A 16,171-nucleotide genomic window follows, 5' to 3' on the forward strand; every position below is an offset into this window, starting at 1 on the left:
TTGACGGCGGCACGACGGCGGGGCCCCCGCGCGGCCGCCGCCCCGGCTCCGGCCCGGCCGCGGGCCCTGCGGCAAAAGGCCCTCCACCGGGCCCTGCCGCCGGTCGCCGTCCCGGTCGTCCCGGTAGTACCGGGCCGCGGTCAGGCGTCTCCGCCGGCCACCAGCCTGCCGTCCTTCACCGAGACCGGGACGGCGGGCAGCGCCTTGGTGGCCGGGCCGCGCAGCACCTTGCCCGTCTGGGTGTCGAAGCGGCTGCCGTGGCAGGCGCAGTCCGCGCCGGTGCCCTCGACGGCGCTCAGCACACAGCGCTGGTGGGTGCAGACGGCGCTGAACGCCTGGTACTCGTCCTCCGCCGGCCGGCTGACGAGCACCCGCTGCTCGCGGTAGAGCCTGGCGCCACCCACCGGCACCTCGTCGGCGGCCCCCAGGTCGACCGGCGCGGAGGGGGTCTCCTCGCCGCCGCCCCCGGCGTCGCCGCCCTCGCCGCACGCCGCGAGCCCGGCTCCGGCGGCGCCGGCGAGCGCGACCCCGCGGAGCAGGGTGCGGCGGGAGGCTGCGGGCTGGCTGGTCATGGGGACCCCCTGGTCGGAGCGTGGTACGGGGGCACCGCCGCCGGTACGGAGCGGACCGGGCCGGTGGTCGGGCGCCGCTCGTGGCGGACGGATGCCGCTGTGTCCGAACCCTACCGGCGGCCCGTCGGCGCCGCCGGGCGCCCCGCCCCTCGCCCGGGCACGGCATCGCGCGGGCGGGGTCCCGCACGGGGTGGGGCCGTGGACGCCCCGCCCCGTGCGGGCCAGGATGGGACGCGTGATCGTCGTAGCCGGTGAAGCCCTGATCGACCTCGTGCCGTCCGCCGCCGAGGGGTTGGCCTCCGCCGAGGGGTTGGCCCCCGCCGCGCAGCCGGCGCCCGGCGGACTGCCCGCCCTGCTCCCCCGGCTCGGGGGCGGGCCGTTCAACACCGCCCTGGCGCTGGGCCGGCTCGGTGCGCGGGCCGCGTTCTGCTCGCGGGTGTCCTCGGACCGGTTCGGCACGGAACTGCTGCGCGCCCTGCGCGCGGACGGCGTGGACACCGCCCTGGTGCAGCGCGGTCCGGAGCCCACGACGCTCGCGGTCGCCGAGATCGGCGCGGACGGGTCGGCGGGCTACCGCTTCTACGCGGAGGGCACGGCCGACCGCCTGTTCGCGCTGCCCGGGCCTCTGCCCGCGGAGACGCGGGCCTTGTCGCTGGGCACCTGCTCGCTGGTGCTGGAGCCCGGGGCGAGTGCGTACGAGGCGCTGCTGCGCCGGGAGGCTGCGCGCGGCGTCCTCACGGCGCTGGATCCCAACGTCCGGGCGGATCTGATCCCCGACGCGGAGGCCTACCGTGCGCGGTTCCGGGCCTGGCTGCCCTCGGTCGGACTGCTGAAGATGTCGGTGGAGGACGCGGAGTGGCTCGGCGGGGACCCGCGGGCGTGGCTGGCGGCGGGCCCGGACGCCGTGGTGCTGACCCGTGGCGGGGAGGGGCTGACGGCCCTGACCCGGGACGGCGAGTGGTCGGTGCCGGCCGAGCCCGTCGAGGTGGTGGACACGATCGGCGCGGGCGACACCGTGAACGCCGCGCTGCTGCACCGGCTGGCCGCGCACGGTGCCCTGGTCCCGGCCGGCCCGCGGCGGCTCACCGGCGAGGAGTGGCGGGACGTCCTGGCGTACGCCTCCCGAGCGGCGGCCCTCACCTGCTCGCGGGCGGGCGCCCGGCCGCCGTACGCCGGGGAGCTCGCCGAACGGCCCTGAGCCCCGGCGCCGGCCCCGGCCGTCCCGGTCGTGGCATCGACGCGGCCCTGGCATCGGCACCTGCACCGGCCCGGCGGTGGCCCAGCGGTGGGACCGTCCGGGCGCCGCGCACGTCCGGACGCGGGAGACGCCGGGCGGGCACGACGCGGGAGGCGCCCCGCCCCGATCCGCGCGGAGAGCGCGGGCCGGGGCGGGGCGCCCGCCGTCATCCCGGCGGCGGGCCTACCGCACGGCCGTCGTCACTTCGCGGCCGCCGCGGCCCGCTTGCGTCCGCCCGGGCGCTTCTTCGCGGCCGGGACCGGGGCGTCGCTCACCGAGTCCAGGATGTCCCGGAGGAACTTGCCGGTGTGGCTGGCGGGGACCGCCGCGACCTCCTCGGGGGTGCCCTCGGCCACCACGAGGCCACCGCCGCTGCCGCCCTCCGGACCCATGTCGACGACCCAGTCCGCGGTCTTGATCACATCGAGGTTGTGCTCGATGACGATCACGGTGTTGCCCTTGTCCACCAGCCCGGACAGCACCGTGATCAGCTTGCTGATGTCCTCGAAGTGCAGCCCGGTGGTGGGCTCGTCGAGCACATAGACCGTGCGGCCGGTGGAGCGCTTCTGCAGCTCGCTGGCCAGCTTCACCCGCTGGGCCTCGCCGCCGGACAGAGTCGGCGCGGGCTGCCCGAGGCGGACGTAGCCGAGCCCCACCTCGTTGAGCGTGCGCAGGTGGCGGGAGATCCTCGGCACGGCCTCGAAGAAGTCGAGCGCCTCCTCGATCGGCATGTCCAGGACCTCGGAGATGGACTTGCCCTTGTAGTGGACTTCCAGCGTCTCGCGGTTGTAGCGCGCTCCGTGGCAGACCTCGCACGGGACGTACACGTCCGGCAGGAAGTTCATCTCGATCTTGATCGTGCCGTCGCCGGAGCAGTTCTCGCAGCGTCCGCCCTTGACGTTGAAGGAGAAGCGGCCCGGCTGGTAGCCGCGGACCTTGGCCTCCATCGTCTCCGCGAAGAGCTTGCGGATGTTGTCGAAGACGCCGGTGTACGTGGCCGGGTTGGACCGTGGGGTGCGGCCGATGGGCGACTGGTCGACGTGGACGACCTTGTCGACGAGGTCGTCGCCGTCGACCCGGGTGTGCCGGCCCGGCACGGACTTGGCGCCGTTGAGCTCGCGCGCCAGATGCGTGTAGAGGATGTCGTTGACGAGGGTGGACTTGCCCGATCCCGAGACGCCCGTGACCGCGGTGAGCACGCCCAGCGGGAAGGAGACGTCGATGTCCCGCAGGTTGTTCTCCCGCGCGCCGTGCACGGTCAGCCGGCGCGCCGGGTCGGCCGGGCGCCGGGCGGCGGGCAGCGGGATGGACCTCTTGCCGGACAGGTACTGGCCCGTGACGGACTTCTCGTTGGCCAGCAGCTCCTTGAGCGGCCCGCTGTGCACCACGTGGCCGCCGTGCTCACCGGCGCCGGGGCCGATGTCCACCACCCAGTCGGAGGTCTTGATGGTGTCCTCGTCGTGCTCGACGACGATGAGGGTGTTGCCCAGGTCGCGGAGCCGGACCAGGGTCTCGATCAGCCGGTGGTTGTCGCGCTGGTGGAGTCCGATGGACGGCTCGTCGAGCACGTAGAGCACACCGACCAGACCGGAACCGATCTGGGTGGCGAGCCGGATGCGCTGGGCCTCGCCGCCGGAGAGGGTGCCCGCGGCGCGGTTGAGGGAGAGGTAGTCGAGGCCGACGTCGACGAGGAAGCGCAGCCGCTCGTTGACCTCCTTGAGCACCCGCTCGGCGATCGTCTTCTCGCGGTCGTTGAGCTTCATGTCCCGGAGGAAGTCCGCGCAGTCGCTGATGGACATCGCGGCGACCTCGGCGATGGAGCGGCCCTGGACGGTGACCGCGAGGACGATCGGCTTGAGCCGGGTGCCCTCGCAGGCCGGGCAGGGCACCTCGCGCATATAGCCCTCGAAGCGCTCACGGCTGCTGTCGCTCTCCGCGTCGCCGTGCCGGCGGCGGACGAACGGCACCGCGCCCTCGAAGGCGGTGGTGTACGCCCGCTCGCGGCCGTAGCGGTTGCGGTAGCGCACCTCGATCTGCGTGCGGTGGCCGTGCAGCAGGGCCTTCTTGGCACGCTGCGGCAGACCGGCCCAGGGGATGTCGGTGCGGAAGCCCAGGGCGTCGGCCAGGGCGTCGATCAGCCGGCCGAAGTACTCCTTGTTGTGGCCGTGCGACCAGGGGTGCAGGGCGCCCTCGTCGAGGGACTTCTCCTCGTCCGGGACGATCAGCTCCGGGTCGACCTCCATCCGGGTGCCGATGCCGGTGCACTCGGGGCAGGCGCCGAAGGGCGAGTTGAAGGAGAAGGAGCGGGGCTCCAGCTCCTCGAAGGAAAGGTCGTCGTAGGCGCAGTACAGGTGCTCGGAGTACATCCGCTCGCGCTCGGGGTCGTCCGCGTCGAGGTCCACGAAGTCCAGGACGACCATGCCGCCGGAGAGCCCGAGCGCCGTCTCGACCGAGTCCGTGAGCCGCCGCTTGGCGCCGGCCTTGACGGTGAGGCGGTCGACAACCACCTCGATGGTGTGCTTCTCCTGCTTCTTGAGCTTCGGCGGCTCGCTGAGCTGGACGGTGGTGCCGTCCACCCGGGCGCGGCTGTAGCCCTTGGTCTGCAGGTCGGAGAAGAGGTCCGCGAACTCGCCCTTGCGTTCCCTGACGAGCGGGGAGAGCACCTGGAAGCGGCTGCCCTCGGGCAGTTCCAGCACCTTGTCGACGATCGCCTGCGGCGACTGCCGGGCGATGGGACGGCCGCACTCCGGGCAGTGCGGCTTGCCGATCCGGGCGAAGAGCAGCCGGAGGTAGTCGTAGACCTCGGTGATGGTGCCGACCGTGGAGCGCGGGTTGCGCGAGGTCGACTTCTGGTCGATGGAGACGGCCGGGGAGAGGCCCTCGATGAAGTCGACATCGGGCTTGTCCATCTGCCCGAGGAACTGCCGTGCGTAGGAGGAGAGCGACTCGACGTAGCGGCGCTGGCCCTCCGCGAAGATCGTGTCGAACGCGAGGGAGGACTTGCCCGAACCCGACAGGCCGGTGAAGACCACGAGGGAGTCGCGGGGCAGGTCGAGGGAGACGTTCTTGAGATTGTGCTCGCGAGCGCCACGAACGGTGAGACGGTCGGCCACGCCGGTCGGCACCTTTCTTGAGAAAGCGACGGGGGTGCGGTGCGGAGCCCCGGACCCAGAGTATGAGGCGTGCCACGGCGGTGTCCCGGCAATGGGACACGGCTTCGGGCCCAGCCCGAGCCTATCGCACGCATTTTCGATTTACGTTCTCTTCCGCTCTCCTCCTGCCGTCCCGTCCGCCGCCCTCCCCCGCTTCCGCCGGCGGCTCGATCTCGACGATGCCCCGTCTCGCGACGATAGCGTCGGGGTATGACAACCGATCTCGCCCGCGATCTCGCGGCAGTGCGCGACGCCACGGAACGGCTGCTCGCCGCAGCCGGCGGACTGGACGACGCGGCCGTGGCCGAACCGTCCCGGCTGCCGGGCTGGACCCGCGGCCATGTGCTGACCCATCTGGCGCGCAACGCCGACGCGCTCGTCAACGTGCTCACCTCCGCCCGCACCGGCGAGCGCATTCCCATGTACGCGGACGAGAAGGCACGGGACGCCGCGATCGAGGAGGGGGCCGGCCGGCCGCTCGCCGTCCAGCTCGACGACCTGGAGGAGAGTTCTTCCCGATTCAACGACACGGCGGCCTCGCTTCATTCCGAACACTGGTCCCGCACCGTGGAGCTCCGCGGCGGGGTGACCGGTCTCACCGCGGCCATGCCCTTCCGGCGGCTCGCGGAGGTCGAGCTGCACCACGTCGATCTGGGCATCGGCTACGAGATGACCGACCTGCCGGCCTTCTTCACCGGTGAGCAGTTGGCATTCGTCGCCGGTGAGCGTTTCGCGGACCGCGAGGACGTGCCGGCGCTGTTGATCGCCGCCGGCGGCGAACACGGCGGGCAGGATTGGCGCACCGGGCGGCCCGGCGGGAAGCCCGTGCGGGTTTCCGGCTCCCCCGCGGCCCTGCTGGGCTGGCTCACCGGGCGCGAGGCGGGCACGGGACTCGACGCGGGCGGCTCCGCTCTTCCCTCCCTGCCCCCACTAGGCTGATCCCATGACGTACAGCGGAGCGGTGAAGGTCGGCGGACCGGCCGATGTGCACGAACTGACGGATTTGATGATCTCCAAGGTGGCGGTGGGGCCCCTGGAGAACAACGCCTATGTGCTCCGCTGCCGGGCCACCGACGCCCAGCTGCTGATCGACGCCGCGGACGAGCCGCGCACCCTTCTCCAGCTGATCGGCGACGGCGGCCTCACCGGAGTGGTCACCACCCACCAGCACGGTGATCACTGGCAGGCCCTGGCGGAGGTCGTGGCGGCGACCGGGGCCCGGACCTACGCCGGCCGGTACGACGCCGCGGGCATCCCCGTCTCCACGGATGTGCTGGTGGAGGACGGGGACACCCTCCGCTTCGGCCGGATCGAACTCACCGCCCGCCATCTGACCGGCCACACCCCCGGCAGCATCGCCCTGGTCTACGACGACCCGCACGGGCACCCGCACGTCTTCACCGGGGACTGTCTCTTCCCCGGCGGCGTGGGCAACACCGGCCAGGACCCCGAGGCCTTCGCGAGCCTCATCTCCGATGTGGAGTCGAAGCTCTTCGGCCAACTGCCGGACGAGACCTGGGTCTACCCCGGCCACGGGCGGGACACCACCCTGGGCGCGGAGCGCCCGCATCTGCCCGAGTGGCGGGCCCGCGGCTGGTAGCCGGCCGGCGGCGGCCCGCCGGTCAGGCCTCCGCGCCGCCCTTATCCGAGGTGTCCGTCGCGCCGGCCCGGCCCTTCGCCGGGGCCGCCCCCTCCGATATCTCCCGCCGCGTCTCCCGTGAGGAGGCGTAGAGGCTGGTGACCGTGGTGATGACGAGGACGCCGCAGATCACGCCCAGCGACACGGGGATGCCGATCTCCGGGACGTGCAGCCCCGACTCGTGCAGGGCGTGGAGGAGGAGCTTGACGCCGATGAAGCCGAGGATCACGGACAACCCGTAGGAGAGGTGGACCAGCTTCTTCAGCAGTCCGCCGATGAGGAAGTACAGCTGGCGCAGCCCCATCAGGGCGAAGGCGTTGGCAGTGAACACGATGTACGGGTCGTCGGTGAGACCGAAGATCGCGGGGATCGAGTCCAGCGCGAAGAGCAGGTCCGTGGTCCCGAGCGCGAGGACGACGACGAACATCGGCGTCATCAGACGCTTGCCGTTCTCCCGTATGAACATCTTCGTGCCGTGCCAGGCGCCGGTGGACGGGACACGGGCCTCGATCAGCCGGAGAAGTCGTCCTTCCTCGTACTCCTCGTCGTGCTCCTGCCTGCGGGCGTCGTGGATCAGCTTCCAGGCGGTGTAGATCAGGAACGCGCCGAAGATGTAGAAGATCCAGGAGAAGCTCGCGATCAGCGCGGCGCCGACGGCGATGAAGCCGGCGCGCATGACCAGGGCGATGAGCACGCCGATCAGCAGCACCCGCTGCTGATAGCGGACGGGCACCGCGAACTTGGCCATGATCAGGACGAAGACAAAGAGATTGTCGACGCTCAGCGACTTCTCGGTGATGTAGCCCGCGAAGAACTCCCCGGCCGGGGCGCCGCCGGCGGCGGCGTACAGACCGGCTCCGAAGAGGGCGGCCAGCACGATCCAGACCGCCGTCCAGACACCGGCCTCCCGGACGGAGACCTCGTGCGGCTTGCGGCCGATGAAGAAGTCGGCGGCGATCAGCACGCACAGCCCCACGACGGTCAGGGTCCAGACGGTCAGGGATACGTCCACGGCACTCCTCGGGCGGCGGTCGGATGCGTCGGCTCTCCGGTCCGTCCGCCGCGCGGCCCGCGTGCGCGTTCGCGCCGTCCGGACAGGCCGCGGGAAACGGGGACTCCCGGCATGCCAAGAAAGAGTACACGCGAGGCAAAGAAAGGTAAAAGTCCCCAGTTCAGGACGGTCAGCGGCCGTATGCCCGGCGCGCCTCGGCGACCTGCCGCAGCACCTGGAGCAGCACATGGCTGCCGGCCGGCGCGAGCGCCGGTTCGTACGTCCAGGCATGGCCGACCCAGGGGTCGGCCAGGTGGTCGTCCGGTACCGGCGTGATCCGCAGCAGCGAGCGCCACAGCGGGTCCAGCACGGGCCCGTACTCCCGGGCTTCCTCGCGGTCGGCGACCATCATCAGATGCACGCCGACCGCCGGCCCCTCGTCGGCGAGGTACCGCAGCTGGGTCACGGCACGGTCGTCGAAGCCGTGTGGGAAGTCGTTGACGACGAGCAGCTGCTCGCCGGTGTCGAGGTCCGGCGGCAGCGCGTCGGGGGCGCCGCCCCGGACGGCCATCTGCACCAGGTCCACGCGCTGGGTCAGCCGGGAGAGGACGGCACTCACGCCCGCGGCGCCGGTGGCCGGCGGTTCGCGGAGCACGCCGGACTCCAGCAGCGGGGCGAGGGAGGCGGTGGCCGCTCCCGCCGGATCGAGGACATGGACGGTGAACTCCCCCGCGGGATGGACGGCGAGCAGCCGCGCGGCGTGGGCCACCGCCGTCTCCACGGCGGCCCGGCGCAGCCCGTCGGGGCCGGCGGCGGGGTCCGCTCCGGAGCGGGAGCGTCCGCTGTCGATCCACAGACCGCGTTCCAGCGGCAGCCGCACCAGCATGGGGATCCGCAGTTCCGGCCGCTCGGGGAGGTGGAGGTCGCCCAGGCGCAGGGCCATCGGGATCTCCATCGGGACCCGGTAGCCGTGCCAGACCGGATTCTCCCAGCCCGCGAAGGCGGGCGGCAGGGCCGGTTCGACCACCTCGGACTCGGCGGTCAGCTGGGCGAGATCGCGGTCGAGGACGGCGCGGGCCCGGTCGACGAGGGCGGTGTGCTTGTCCCGGGCCGCCGCCCGGGCCTCGTCCGCGGCGCCGCCGATGCGGGAGCGGGGGTCGGAGAGCACCCGCTCGAGCTCCTGCTCCTGGCGCGAGTCGGCGAAGTCCACCGCGCTGCGGTACGCGGCGACGCTGCGGGCCAGGTCCTCGAACATGCCCCAGACCTGGTTGTAGAGGCGCTCGTCCATGGTCCAGCCGCTGGCGTCGCCCGCGACGGGCTGCGGCGGCCGGCCGGGCTCGGCCGGCGGGGCCTGCGGCGGCGGGGACGGAGGCGCGGTGGCCGCGCGGCCGGGGTGCCGGTAGTTGACCGGCGAGCCGCTCTGCGCCTGCTGCGGGGGCTCGGCCTCGGGCGGGACGGCGGCGGCCGGGGCCGGCACGGAGGGCTGGGGCCGGGCCGCGGTCGTGCGGACCCGGGTGTCGTCACCGGCGGTCCTGGGCGGTGGCGCTATGGTCCGGGCCATGCCGCGGACCACGGCCTCCTGGATGGTGGCGGCCAGTTCGGCGGCCTGCGGCAGCCCCTGGTCGCTCAGCATGGCCGCCAGGCCGCCCGCGTAGCCCTGGCCGACGGCGCGGACCTTCCAGGCGCCCTGCCGGCGGTAGATCTCCAGGGCGGTGACCGCCGACTCGGAGTCGAGGCCGGTGATCGTGAAGCTGACGAGCGCGGTGCCGTCGAGACCGGTGACGGCGACGAACGGCGCGGCGACCGTGCCGAACCGGGACGGCCCGCCGGCGCCGGCGGGCAGCGCGAGCAGCACGGTGACGCGGTGCACGCCCTCGGGCAGCGCTTCGAGATCCACGGCCAGCCGGTGGTCCGCCGCCGCCTGCTGGGGCACTTCCAGACCGGGGAGGTGCGGGGCGGCCGGGTGGGCGACCCGCTCCGGGCCGGCCACCCGGCCGTCCTCGTCGCCCAGGGTGGCTCCGGCGACGACGGGATCACCGGCGGATATCCGGATCTCCAGGCGGGTCCGCGTCAGCGGATGGTTCTGCCCGCGTACCAGCTCGGCCGTCATCGTGCGTTCCCCTCGGTGAGTCGCTCGTCGTGTGCTGCGGGGCCCGGCGTGCGCCGGCGGCGCGCCGCTCCCGGTGCGGTGGGGCCCGTCCGCTCCGCGGCCGTGGCGCCGCCCCGGCCGCGGAGCGGGCCCGCGGTGTCCGCCCGGTGCCGTGACCGGGAGGGTGTGCCGGGGTGATGTGCCGGTAAGCCCGCGGCGTCCGGTACGGTCCGCCGCGAACCGGTGGACCTTCCCGGTCACATCACCGATGCCCCGGCGCGCACTAGAGGTGCGGGAGGATCGTCGGCATCAGGTCCTGGAAGGTGCGGCCGTTGGCGGGGGTGCCGATCGCCGTCATCGTCCAGCCGCTGCCCGAGCGGTGCACCTTGGCCATGATCTGAGCCGTGTACTGGCCGCCGCCGGTGAGGGTGTAGCGGGCCATCTCCTGGCCGTTGGTCTCGTCCACGATGCGGCAGAAGGCGTTCTCCACCTCGGCGAAGGTCTGCCCGGTGAAGGAGTTGACCGTGAAGACGATCTGGTCGATGTGGACCGGGACGCGCTGGAGGTCGACCAGGATGGCCTCGTCGTCGCCGCCCTGGCCGGCACCGCCGACGAGGTTGTCACCGGTGTGCCGTACGGAGCCGTCGTCGCTGACCAGGTGGCGGAAGAACACCACGTCCACCGGCTGCTTGTCGGCGAAGAGCACGGCGGAGGCGTCGAGGTCGATCTCCTTCGTACGCTTGCCGAACAGTCCACGGCGCGGGGCAGCCTGCCAGCCCAGCCCCATCCGCACCGCGGTCAGAGTCCCCCCGTCGGACTTCTGCAGGCTGATGCCCTGTCCCTTGGACAAGTTGACGCTCACGCGCTGTCCCCTCTCGAAACCTGAAAAACCGCCTGTGTGCGCGGCTGGAGAGAAACCCTACGCAGTGCCACTGACAGCGCGGCCGTCCGGTCGCGGTTTGTGTCGTTCTTGCAACACAGCGGCGCCGCACGGGATGCCGGGAGGGAACCGAGGGACACCGGGGTCCCGGGAGGCAGCGGCTCAGGAGAGACCGGCCTCCCGCATCTGCCGCAGCTCCTTCTTGAGTTCGCCCACCTCGTCGCGGAGCCGCGCCGCGACCTCGAACTGGAGATCCGCCGCCGCAGCGCGCATCCGGTCCGTCATCTCCTCGATGAGTTCGGCCAGTTCGGCCGCCGGCCGGTCCGTGGGCGTGAGGGGCTCGCGGTGTCCGGACCTGGCCGCCGCCTTGCCGCCGAGGGCGGGCACGGGCGTCTTGGCCTCCTTGGCGTCCTTGGGGCTGCGGTAACCGGTGCCGAGCAGTTCCTGCGTGTCGATGTCCTCGCGGGCGATGGTGGCCACGATGTCGTTGATCTTCTTCCGCAGGGGCTGCGGGTCGAGGCCGCGCTCGGTGTTGTACGCGATCTGCTTCTCACGGCGCCGGTTGGTCTCGTCGATGGCCCGCTCCATGGCCGGCGTGATCTTGTCGGCGTACATGTGGACCTGGCCGGAGACGTTCCGCGCGGCACGGCCGATGGTCTGGATCAGGGAGGTGCCGGAGCGGAGGAAGCCCTCCTTGTCGGCGTCGAGAATGGCGACCAGCGAGACCTCGGGCAGGTCCAGGCCCTCGCGGAGGAGGTTGATGCCGACGAGGACGTCGTACTCGCCGGCGCGCAGTTCGCGCAGGAGCTCGACACGGCGGAGGGTGTCGACGTCCGAGTGGAGATAGCGGACCTGGATGCCGAGCTCCAGGAAGTAGTCGGTGAGGTCCTCGGCCATCTTCTTGGTGAGGGTGGTGACGAGGACGCGCTCGTCCCTCTCGGTGCGGACGCGGATCTCGTGCACCAGGTCGTCGATCTGGCCCTCGGTGGACTTGATGACGACCTCCGGGTCGACGAGCCCGGTCGGCCGGATGATCTGCTCGACGACGCCGTCGCCCCGGGAGAGCTCGTACGCGCCGGGGGTCGCGGAGAGGTAGACCGTCTGGCCGATGCGCTCGGTGAACTCCTCCCACTTCAGCGGGCGGTTGTCCATGGCCGACGGCAGCCGGAAGCCGTGCTCGACCAGAGTCCGCTTGCGGGAGGCGTCGCCCTCGTACATCGCGCCGATCTGGGGCACGGTGACGTGCGACTCGTCGATGACGAGGAGGAAGTCCTCCGGGAAGTAGTCGAGGAGGGTGTGCGGAGGGGAGCCGGGCTCGCGCCCGTCGACGTGCAGGGAGTAGTTCTCGATGCCGGAGCAGGAGCCGATCTGGCGCATCATCTCGATGTCGTAGGTCGTGCGCATCCGCAGCCGCTGGGCCTCCAGCAGCTTGCCCTGCTTCTCCATCACCGCGAGGGTCTCGGTCAGCTCCCGCTCGATGGCCCCGATCGCGCGCTCCATGCGCTCCGGGCCGGCGACGTAGTGGCTGGCCGGGAAGACGTACAGGTGTTCGTCCTCACTGATGACCTCGCCGGTGAGCGGGTGGAGCGTGGAGAGCGCCTCGATCTCGTCGCCGAACATCTCGATCCGGACGGCCAGTTCCTCGTAGACCGGGAAGATCTCGATGGTGTCGCCGCGCACCCGGAAGGTGCCGCGGGTGAAAGCCATGTCGTTGCGCGTGTACTGGATGTCGACGAAGCGGCGCAGCAGCTCGTCCCGGTCGTACTCCTCGCCGACCTTCAGCGGCACCATGCGGTCGACGTACTCCTGCGGGGTGCCCAGGCCGTAGATGCAGGAGACGGAGGCGACCACGACCACGTCGCGCCGGGTGAGCAGCGAGTTCGTGGCGGAGTGGCGCAGGCGCTCGACCTCCTCGTTGACGGAGGAGTCCTTCTCGATGTAGGTGTCCGACTGCGGGACGTACGCCTCGGGCTGGTAGTAGTCGTAGTACGAGACGAAGTACTCGACGGCGTTGTTCGGCAGGAGCTCGCGGAACTCGTTGGCGAGCTGGGCGGCCAGCGTCTTGTTGGGTGCCATCACGAGCGTCGGCCGCTGGAGCCGTTCGATCATCCACGCGGTGGTGGCCGACTTGCCGGTGCCGGTCGCGCCGAGCAGCACGACGTCCTTCTCGCCGGCGCGGATGCGCCGCTCCAGGTCCGCGATGGCCGCGGGCTGGTCACCGCTGGGCTGGTAGGGACTGACGACCTCGAAGGGCGCCACCGTGCGTTCGATGTGGGATACGGGCCGCATGCCACCACCGTACGACCCGGCACCGACAACCGGCGTCCGGAGACCTCGACGCCCCGGAGCGGCTCCCGTCCCGGCGCCGTCGCCCGATCGGATCAAGTCATTCCCGCGGGCTTCCGGAGCCGCGCGCCGCGGTGAAACCGCAGGCTGAAGGGGTGCGTGTGACAGGACGCGCTCGGAGTGACACCGCCCGGCACCACCGGCGGGCCGTACTTCCGTTACATATCGTCACATGTGCGATACGCGACCCTGCGGAGTCACTCGTTCACTTGTCGGCCATCCTGCGCCTGTTTCCCGTTGGCGGACGGCTGGGAACCTCAGCGGGTCCGTGAACAGACGACGCGAGGAGTCCACGTGCTCACACGCCCTGTCGCAGCCGTCACCGGCGCGGTGCTGGGGTTCTCCGCACTCTTCCTCTCCGCACCGGCGGCCCAGGCCACCGGCCATCCGGGCGATCCGGAGATCTTCGCCCACCGCGGCGCCTCCGGCTACGCCCCCGAGAACACCCTCGCCGCCGCGGACAAGGCGGACGAGCTCGACACCGCCTGGGTGGAGAACGACGTCCAGCGCACCAAGGACGGCGCGCTGGTCGTCATCCACGACACCACCCTCGCCCGCACGACGGACGTCGAGGAGGTCTTCCCCGACCGGTCGCCCTGGAAGGTCTCCGACTTCACCCTCGACGAGATCCGGCAGCTCGACGCGGGCAGCTGGTTCTCCGAGGAGTACGCCGGTGAGCGGATCCCCACCCTCCGGCAGTTCCTGCACCGGCTGTCCTGGAACCGGCAGAACCTGCTGCTGGAGATCAAGGCACCGGAGCTGTACCCCGGCATCGAGCGGCAGATCCTGGGCGAGCTGCGCCGCACCGGCTGGCTGAGCCCGTACCACGTCCGGCACAAGCTGATCGTCCAGAGCTTCGCGGCCGACAGCATCCGGACGGTGCACGAGCACCGCCCGGATGTGCGGACGGGCTTCCTCGGCACGCCGGCGGTGGCGGACCTGCCCTCCTACGCGGAGTTCACCGACCAGATCAACCCCAGCTTCCGCACGGTGACCGCCGACTACGTGGACGCGGTCCACCGGCTCAAGGGCCCGCACGGCAAGCGGATGGAGCTGCTGACCTGGACGGTCAACGACGGCCCGACCGCCGTCCGGCTCGCCGGTCTCGGGGTCGACGGCATCATCACCAACAAGCCCGACGTGGTCCGGGACGCGGTGCGCGAGGACGCCTCCGTGCCGGAGACCCTGCTGCCCTCCGCCGGCTGACCGCCGGACGCCCGCCCCCGCGGCCGGTCCCCGCCGCGGGGGCGGGCGTCCGCCCCCGGCCTGTCGGTACCGGGCCCTACCCTGCCGGAATGACCGCAGTGACCTGGACCGTGACCGGCACCCCCATCGGCCCGCTGCTGCTCGCGGCCACCGGCCGGGGGCTAACCCACGTCGTCTTCCACGCCGACGAGACCGTCTCCCGGCGCGCACGGGACCGGCTGGCGGCGCGCTTCGGCGGCACCCCGGCCGAGGGGGACGAGGAGACCGGGCCGCCCGTGCTCGCGGACGCCGTCCGGCAGCTGCGGGCGTACTTCGCCGGCACCCGGACCGCCTTCGACCTCGAACTGGACTGGTCGCTCTCCTCCGGCTTCAATCTGCGCGTGCTCCGCGAGCTGGCCACCGGGGTGCCGTACGGCACCGTCGTCTCCTACCAGGACCTCGCCGACCGGGTGGGCGAGCCGGGCGCCGCCCGTGCCGTCGGGATGGCCATGGGGTCCAACCCCCTGCCGGTGGTCGTGCCGTGCCATCGCGTGGTCGAACGGAACGGCGGCATCGGGGGCTTCGGTGGCGGGCTGCCGACCAAGCGGACGCTGCTGGAGCTGGAAGGTGTCCTTCCGCAGCCGCTGTTCTGACACCCGCGCGAGGCACCGGGACGAGACGCCCGTCGCCCCTCCGCGTCTCGCCCAGCCCTTCCGCCGGGAGGGAACCCCCGTATACCCCTTCCGGTACCTGCTGGCACACTCGGTCCGTGACCTCCACCCGGGACCCGGCCGTGCACCGGGAAGCACCGCTGGACCTCGCCGCGCTGCGCCGCCGCACCACCGCGGTCCTCATCGCGAGCCAGATCCTCGGCGGGCTCGGCGTCGCCATCGGCATCGCCCTGGCCTCCGTGCTGGCGGAGGAGATCAGCGGCTCCGAGGCGCTGTCCGGGCTGGCGCAGACCGCCGCGGTGGCCGGCACCGCCCTGCTCTCCATGCCGCTGGCCGCGCTGATGAGTGCCCGCGGCCGGCGCCCGGGCCTGACCCTGGCCTACGCCATCGGCGCCGCGGGCGGCGGCCTCGTCGTCCTCGCCGCCGCCCTCGGCTCCTTCCCGCTGCTCCTGGTGGGCATGGCCGCCTTCGGCGCCGGTTCCTCGGCCAACCTCCAGGCCCGGTTCGCGGCCGCCGACCTCGCCCCCGCGGAGCAGCGGGCCCGGGCGATCTCCACGGTCGTCTGGGCGACCACGGTCGGCGCCGTCCTCGGTCCCAACATCGCCGCGCCGGCCGGCCGCAGCGTGACGGGGCTCGGGATACCCGAGGCCGCCGGCCCGTTCCTGTGGGCCGCGGCCGTCTTCGTCGTCTGCGCCGTGCTGGTCGCCGTGCTGCTGCGCCCGGACCCGCTGCTCACCGCCCAGGCGCTCGCGCCCCGGGACGGGCACCGGGAGCACGGGCGTTCGCTGCGCTCCGGGCTGGCCGCCGTGGCCGCCTCGGCGCCGGCCCGGCTGGCGCTGGTCACGGTCAGCGTCTCGCACACGGTCATGGTCGCGATCATGGTGATGACCCCCGTCGACCTGGCGCACCACGGGGCCGGTATCGAGCTGATCGGTCTGGTGATCAGCGGTCACATCGCCGGCATGTACGCCTTCTCGCCGCTGATGGGCTGGCTCTGCGACCGCGCCGGCCGGCTGCCGGTCATCGGTCTCGCCGTGGTCCTGCTCGGCACGGCGGCCCTGCTCGCGGGCACGGCCGGGGGCGGGCACGGCCGTACGGCGGCCGGGCTGTTCCTGCTCGGCCTCGGCTGGTCGGCGGGGCTGGTGGCCGGCTCGGCGCTGCTGACCGACTCCGTGCCACAGGCCGCGCGCGCCGCCGTCCAGGGCCTGTCGGACCTGACGATGAACACGGCGGCGGGCCTCGGCGGTGCGCTGGCCGGCCTGGTCGTCGCCCGCGCCGGCTACGGCTGGCTGAATGCCCTGGGTGCCCTGCTGCTTCTCCCGGTGGTGGTGCTCGCCCTCCGCGGGCGCCGCGGCACCGGCGGCACCCGCGGCGGCGAAACCGCCTGAGCCGTCCGCCGTCCCCGTCCC

12 protein-coding genes are annotated in these 16,171 nt (G+C 72.7%); 6 read left to right on the top strand and 6 right to left on the bottom strand.

Annotated elements, in window-relative coordinates; all coding sequences use genetic code 11:
• Window positions 1-140: 140 nt before the first annotated feature.
• Window positions 141-572, bottom strand: a complete 432-nt coding sequence (locus IF83_RS0114870) for a QcrA and Rieske domain-containing protein (protein ID WP_030544645.1) — start codon at window positions 570-572, stop codon at window positions 141-143.
• A 235-nt stretch (window positions 573-807) separates the two neighbouring features.
• On the opposite strand from IF83_RS0114870, the gene IF83_RS0114875 reads away from it, so the two are divergent.
• Window positions 808-1,770: a carbohydrate kinase family protein gene (locus IF83_RS0114875; protein ID WP_030544646.1), complete on the top strand. Its 963-nt coding sequence runs from the start codon at window positions 808-810 to the stop codon at window positions 1,768-1,770.
• Between the two features lie 239 nt (window positions 1,771-2,009).
• Here the strand turns inward: IF83_RS0114875 and uvrA are convergent, their stop codons facing one another.
• Window positions 2,010-4,922 carry an excinuclease ABC subunit UvrA gene (gene uvrA / locus IF83_RS0114880; RefSeq protein WP_030544647.1) on the bottom strand — a complete coding sequence of 971 codons (2,913 nt, stop codon included), beginning with the start codon at window positions 4,920-4,922 and terminating at the stop codon, window positions 2,010-2,012.
• A 249-nt stretch (window positions 4,923-5,171) separates the two neighbouring features.
• Here uvrA and IF83_RS0114885 point away from each other — a divergent pair, with 249 nt between their 5' ends.
• The gene (locus IF83_RS0114885) at window positions 5,172-5,900 is read left to right on the top strand and encodes a maleylpyruvate isomerase family mycothiol-dependent enzyme (protein ID WP_030544648.1); all 729 of its coding nucleotides are present in this window, start codon (window positions 5,172-5,174) and stop codon (window positions 5,898-5,900) included.
• 4 nt (window positions 5,901-5,904) lie between these two features.
• Window positions 5,905-6,561 (top strand): MBL fold metallo-hydrolase, encoded by a 657-nt coding sequence (locus IF83_RS0114890; RefSeq protein WP_030544649.1) that lies wholly within the window; start codon window positions 5,905-5,907, stop codon window positions 6,559-6,561.
• A gap of 22 nt (window positions 6,562-6,583) precedes the next feature.
• On the opposite strand, the gene IF83_RS0114895 is transcribed toward IF83_RS0114890, so the two are convergent.
• The 4 genes from IF83_RS0114895 to uvrB form a co-directional block, all read right to left on the bottom strand.
• On the bottom strand, window positions 6,584-7,612 hold the full coding sequence (locus tag IF83_RS0114895; protein WP_037680028.1) for a TerC family protein: 1,029 nt from the start codon (window positions 7,610-7,612) through the stop codon (window positions 6,584-6,586).
• Between the two features lie 169 nt (window positions 7,613-7,781).
• Window positions 7,782-9,701, bottom strand: a complete 1,920-nt coding sequence (locus tag IF83_RS0114900) for a TerD family protein (protein WP_030544651.1) — start codon at window positions 9,699-9,701, stop codon at window positions 7,782-7,784.
• A 262-nt stretch (window positions 9,702-9,963) separates the two neighbouring features.
• A complete protein-coding gene (locus IF83_RS0114905) occupies window positions 9,964-10,542 on the bottom strand; it encodes a TerD family protein (protein ID WP_030544652.1) in 579 nt (192 codons plus the stop codon).
• Between the two features lie 180 nt (window positions 10,543-10,722).
• Window positions 10,723-12,849, bottom strand: coding sequence for an excinuclease ABC subunit UvrB (gene uvrB, locus IF83_RS0114910; protein ID WP_030544653.1), 2,127 nt, complete (start codon window positions 12,847-12,849; stop codon window positions 10,723-10,725).
• A gap of 351 nt (window positions 12,850-13,200) precedes the next feature.
• Here uvrB and IF83_RS0114915 point away from each other — a divergent pair, with 351 nt between their 5' ends.
• The 3 genes from IF83_RS0114915 (at window position 13,201) to IF83_RS0114925 (ending at window position 16,150) form a co-directional block, all read left to right on the top strand.
• A complete protein-coding gene (locus IF83_RS0114915) occupies window positions 13,201-14,112 on the top strand; it encodes a glycerophosphodiester phosphodiesterase (RefSeq protein WP_051722781.1) in 912 nt (303 codons plus the stop codon).
• Window positions 14,113-14,201: 89 nt separating this feature from the next.
• On the top strand, window positions 14,202-14,744 hold the full coding sequence (locus IF83_RS0114920; protein ID WP_030544655.1) for a methylated-DNA--[protein]-cysteine S-methyltransferase: 543 nt from the start codon (window positions 14,202-14,204) through the stop codon (window positions 14,742-14,744).
• Between the two features lie 116 nt (window positions 14,745-14,860).
• Window positions 14,861-16,150, top strand: a complete 1,290-nt coding sequence (locus IF83_RS0114925; protein ID WP_051722782.1) for an MFS transporter — start codon at window positions 14,861-14,863, stop codon at window positions 16,148-16,150.
• Window positions 16,151-16,171 lie beyond the last annotated feature (21 nt).

This window comes from Streptomyces albus subsp. albus (assembly GCF_000719865.1).
Classification (GTDB): Bacteria; Actinomycetota; Actinomycetes; order Streptomycetales; family Streptomycetaceae; genus Streptomyces; species Streptomyces albus_E.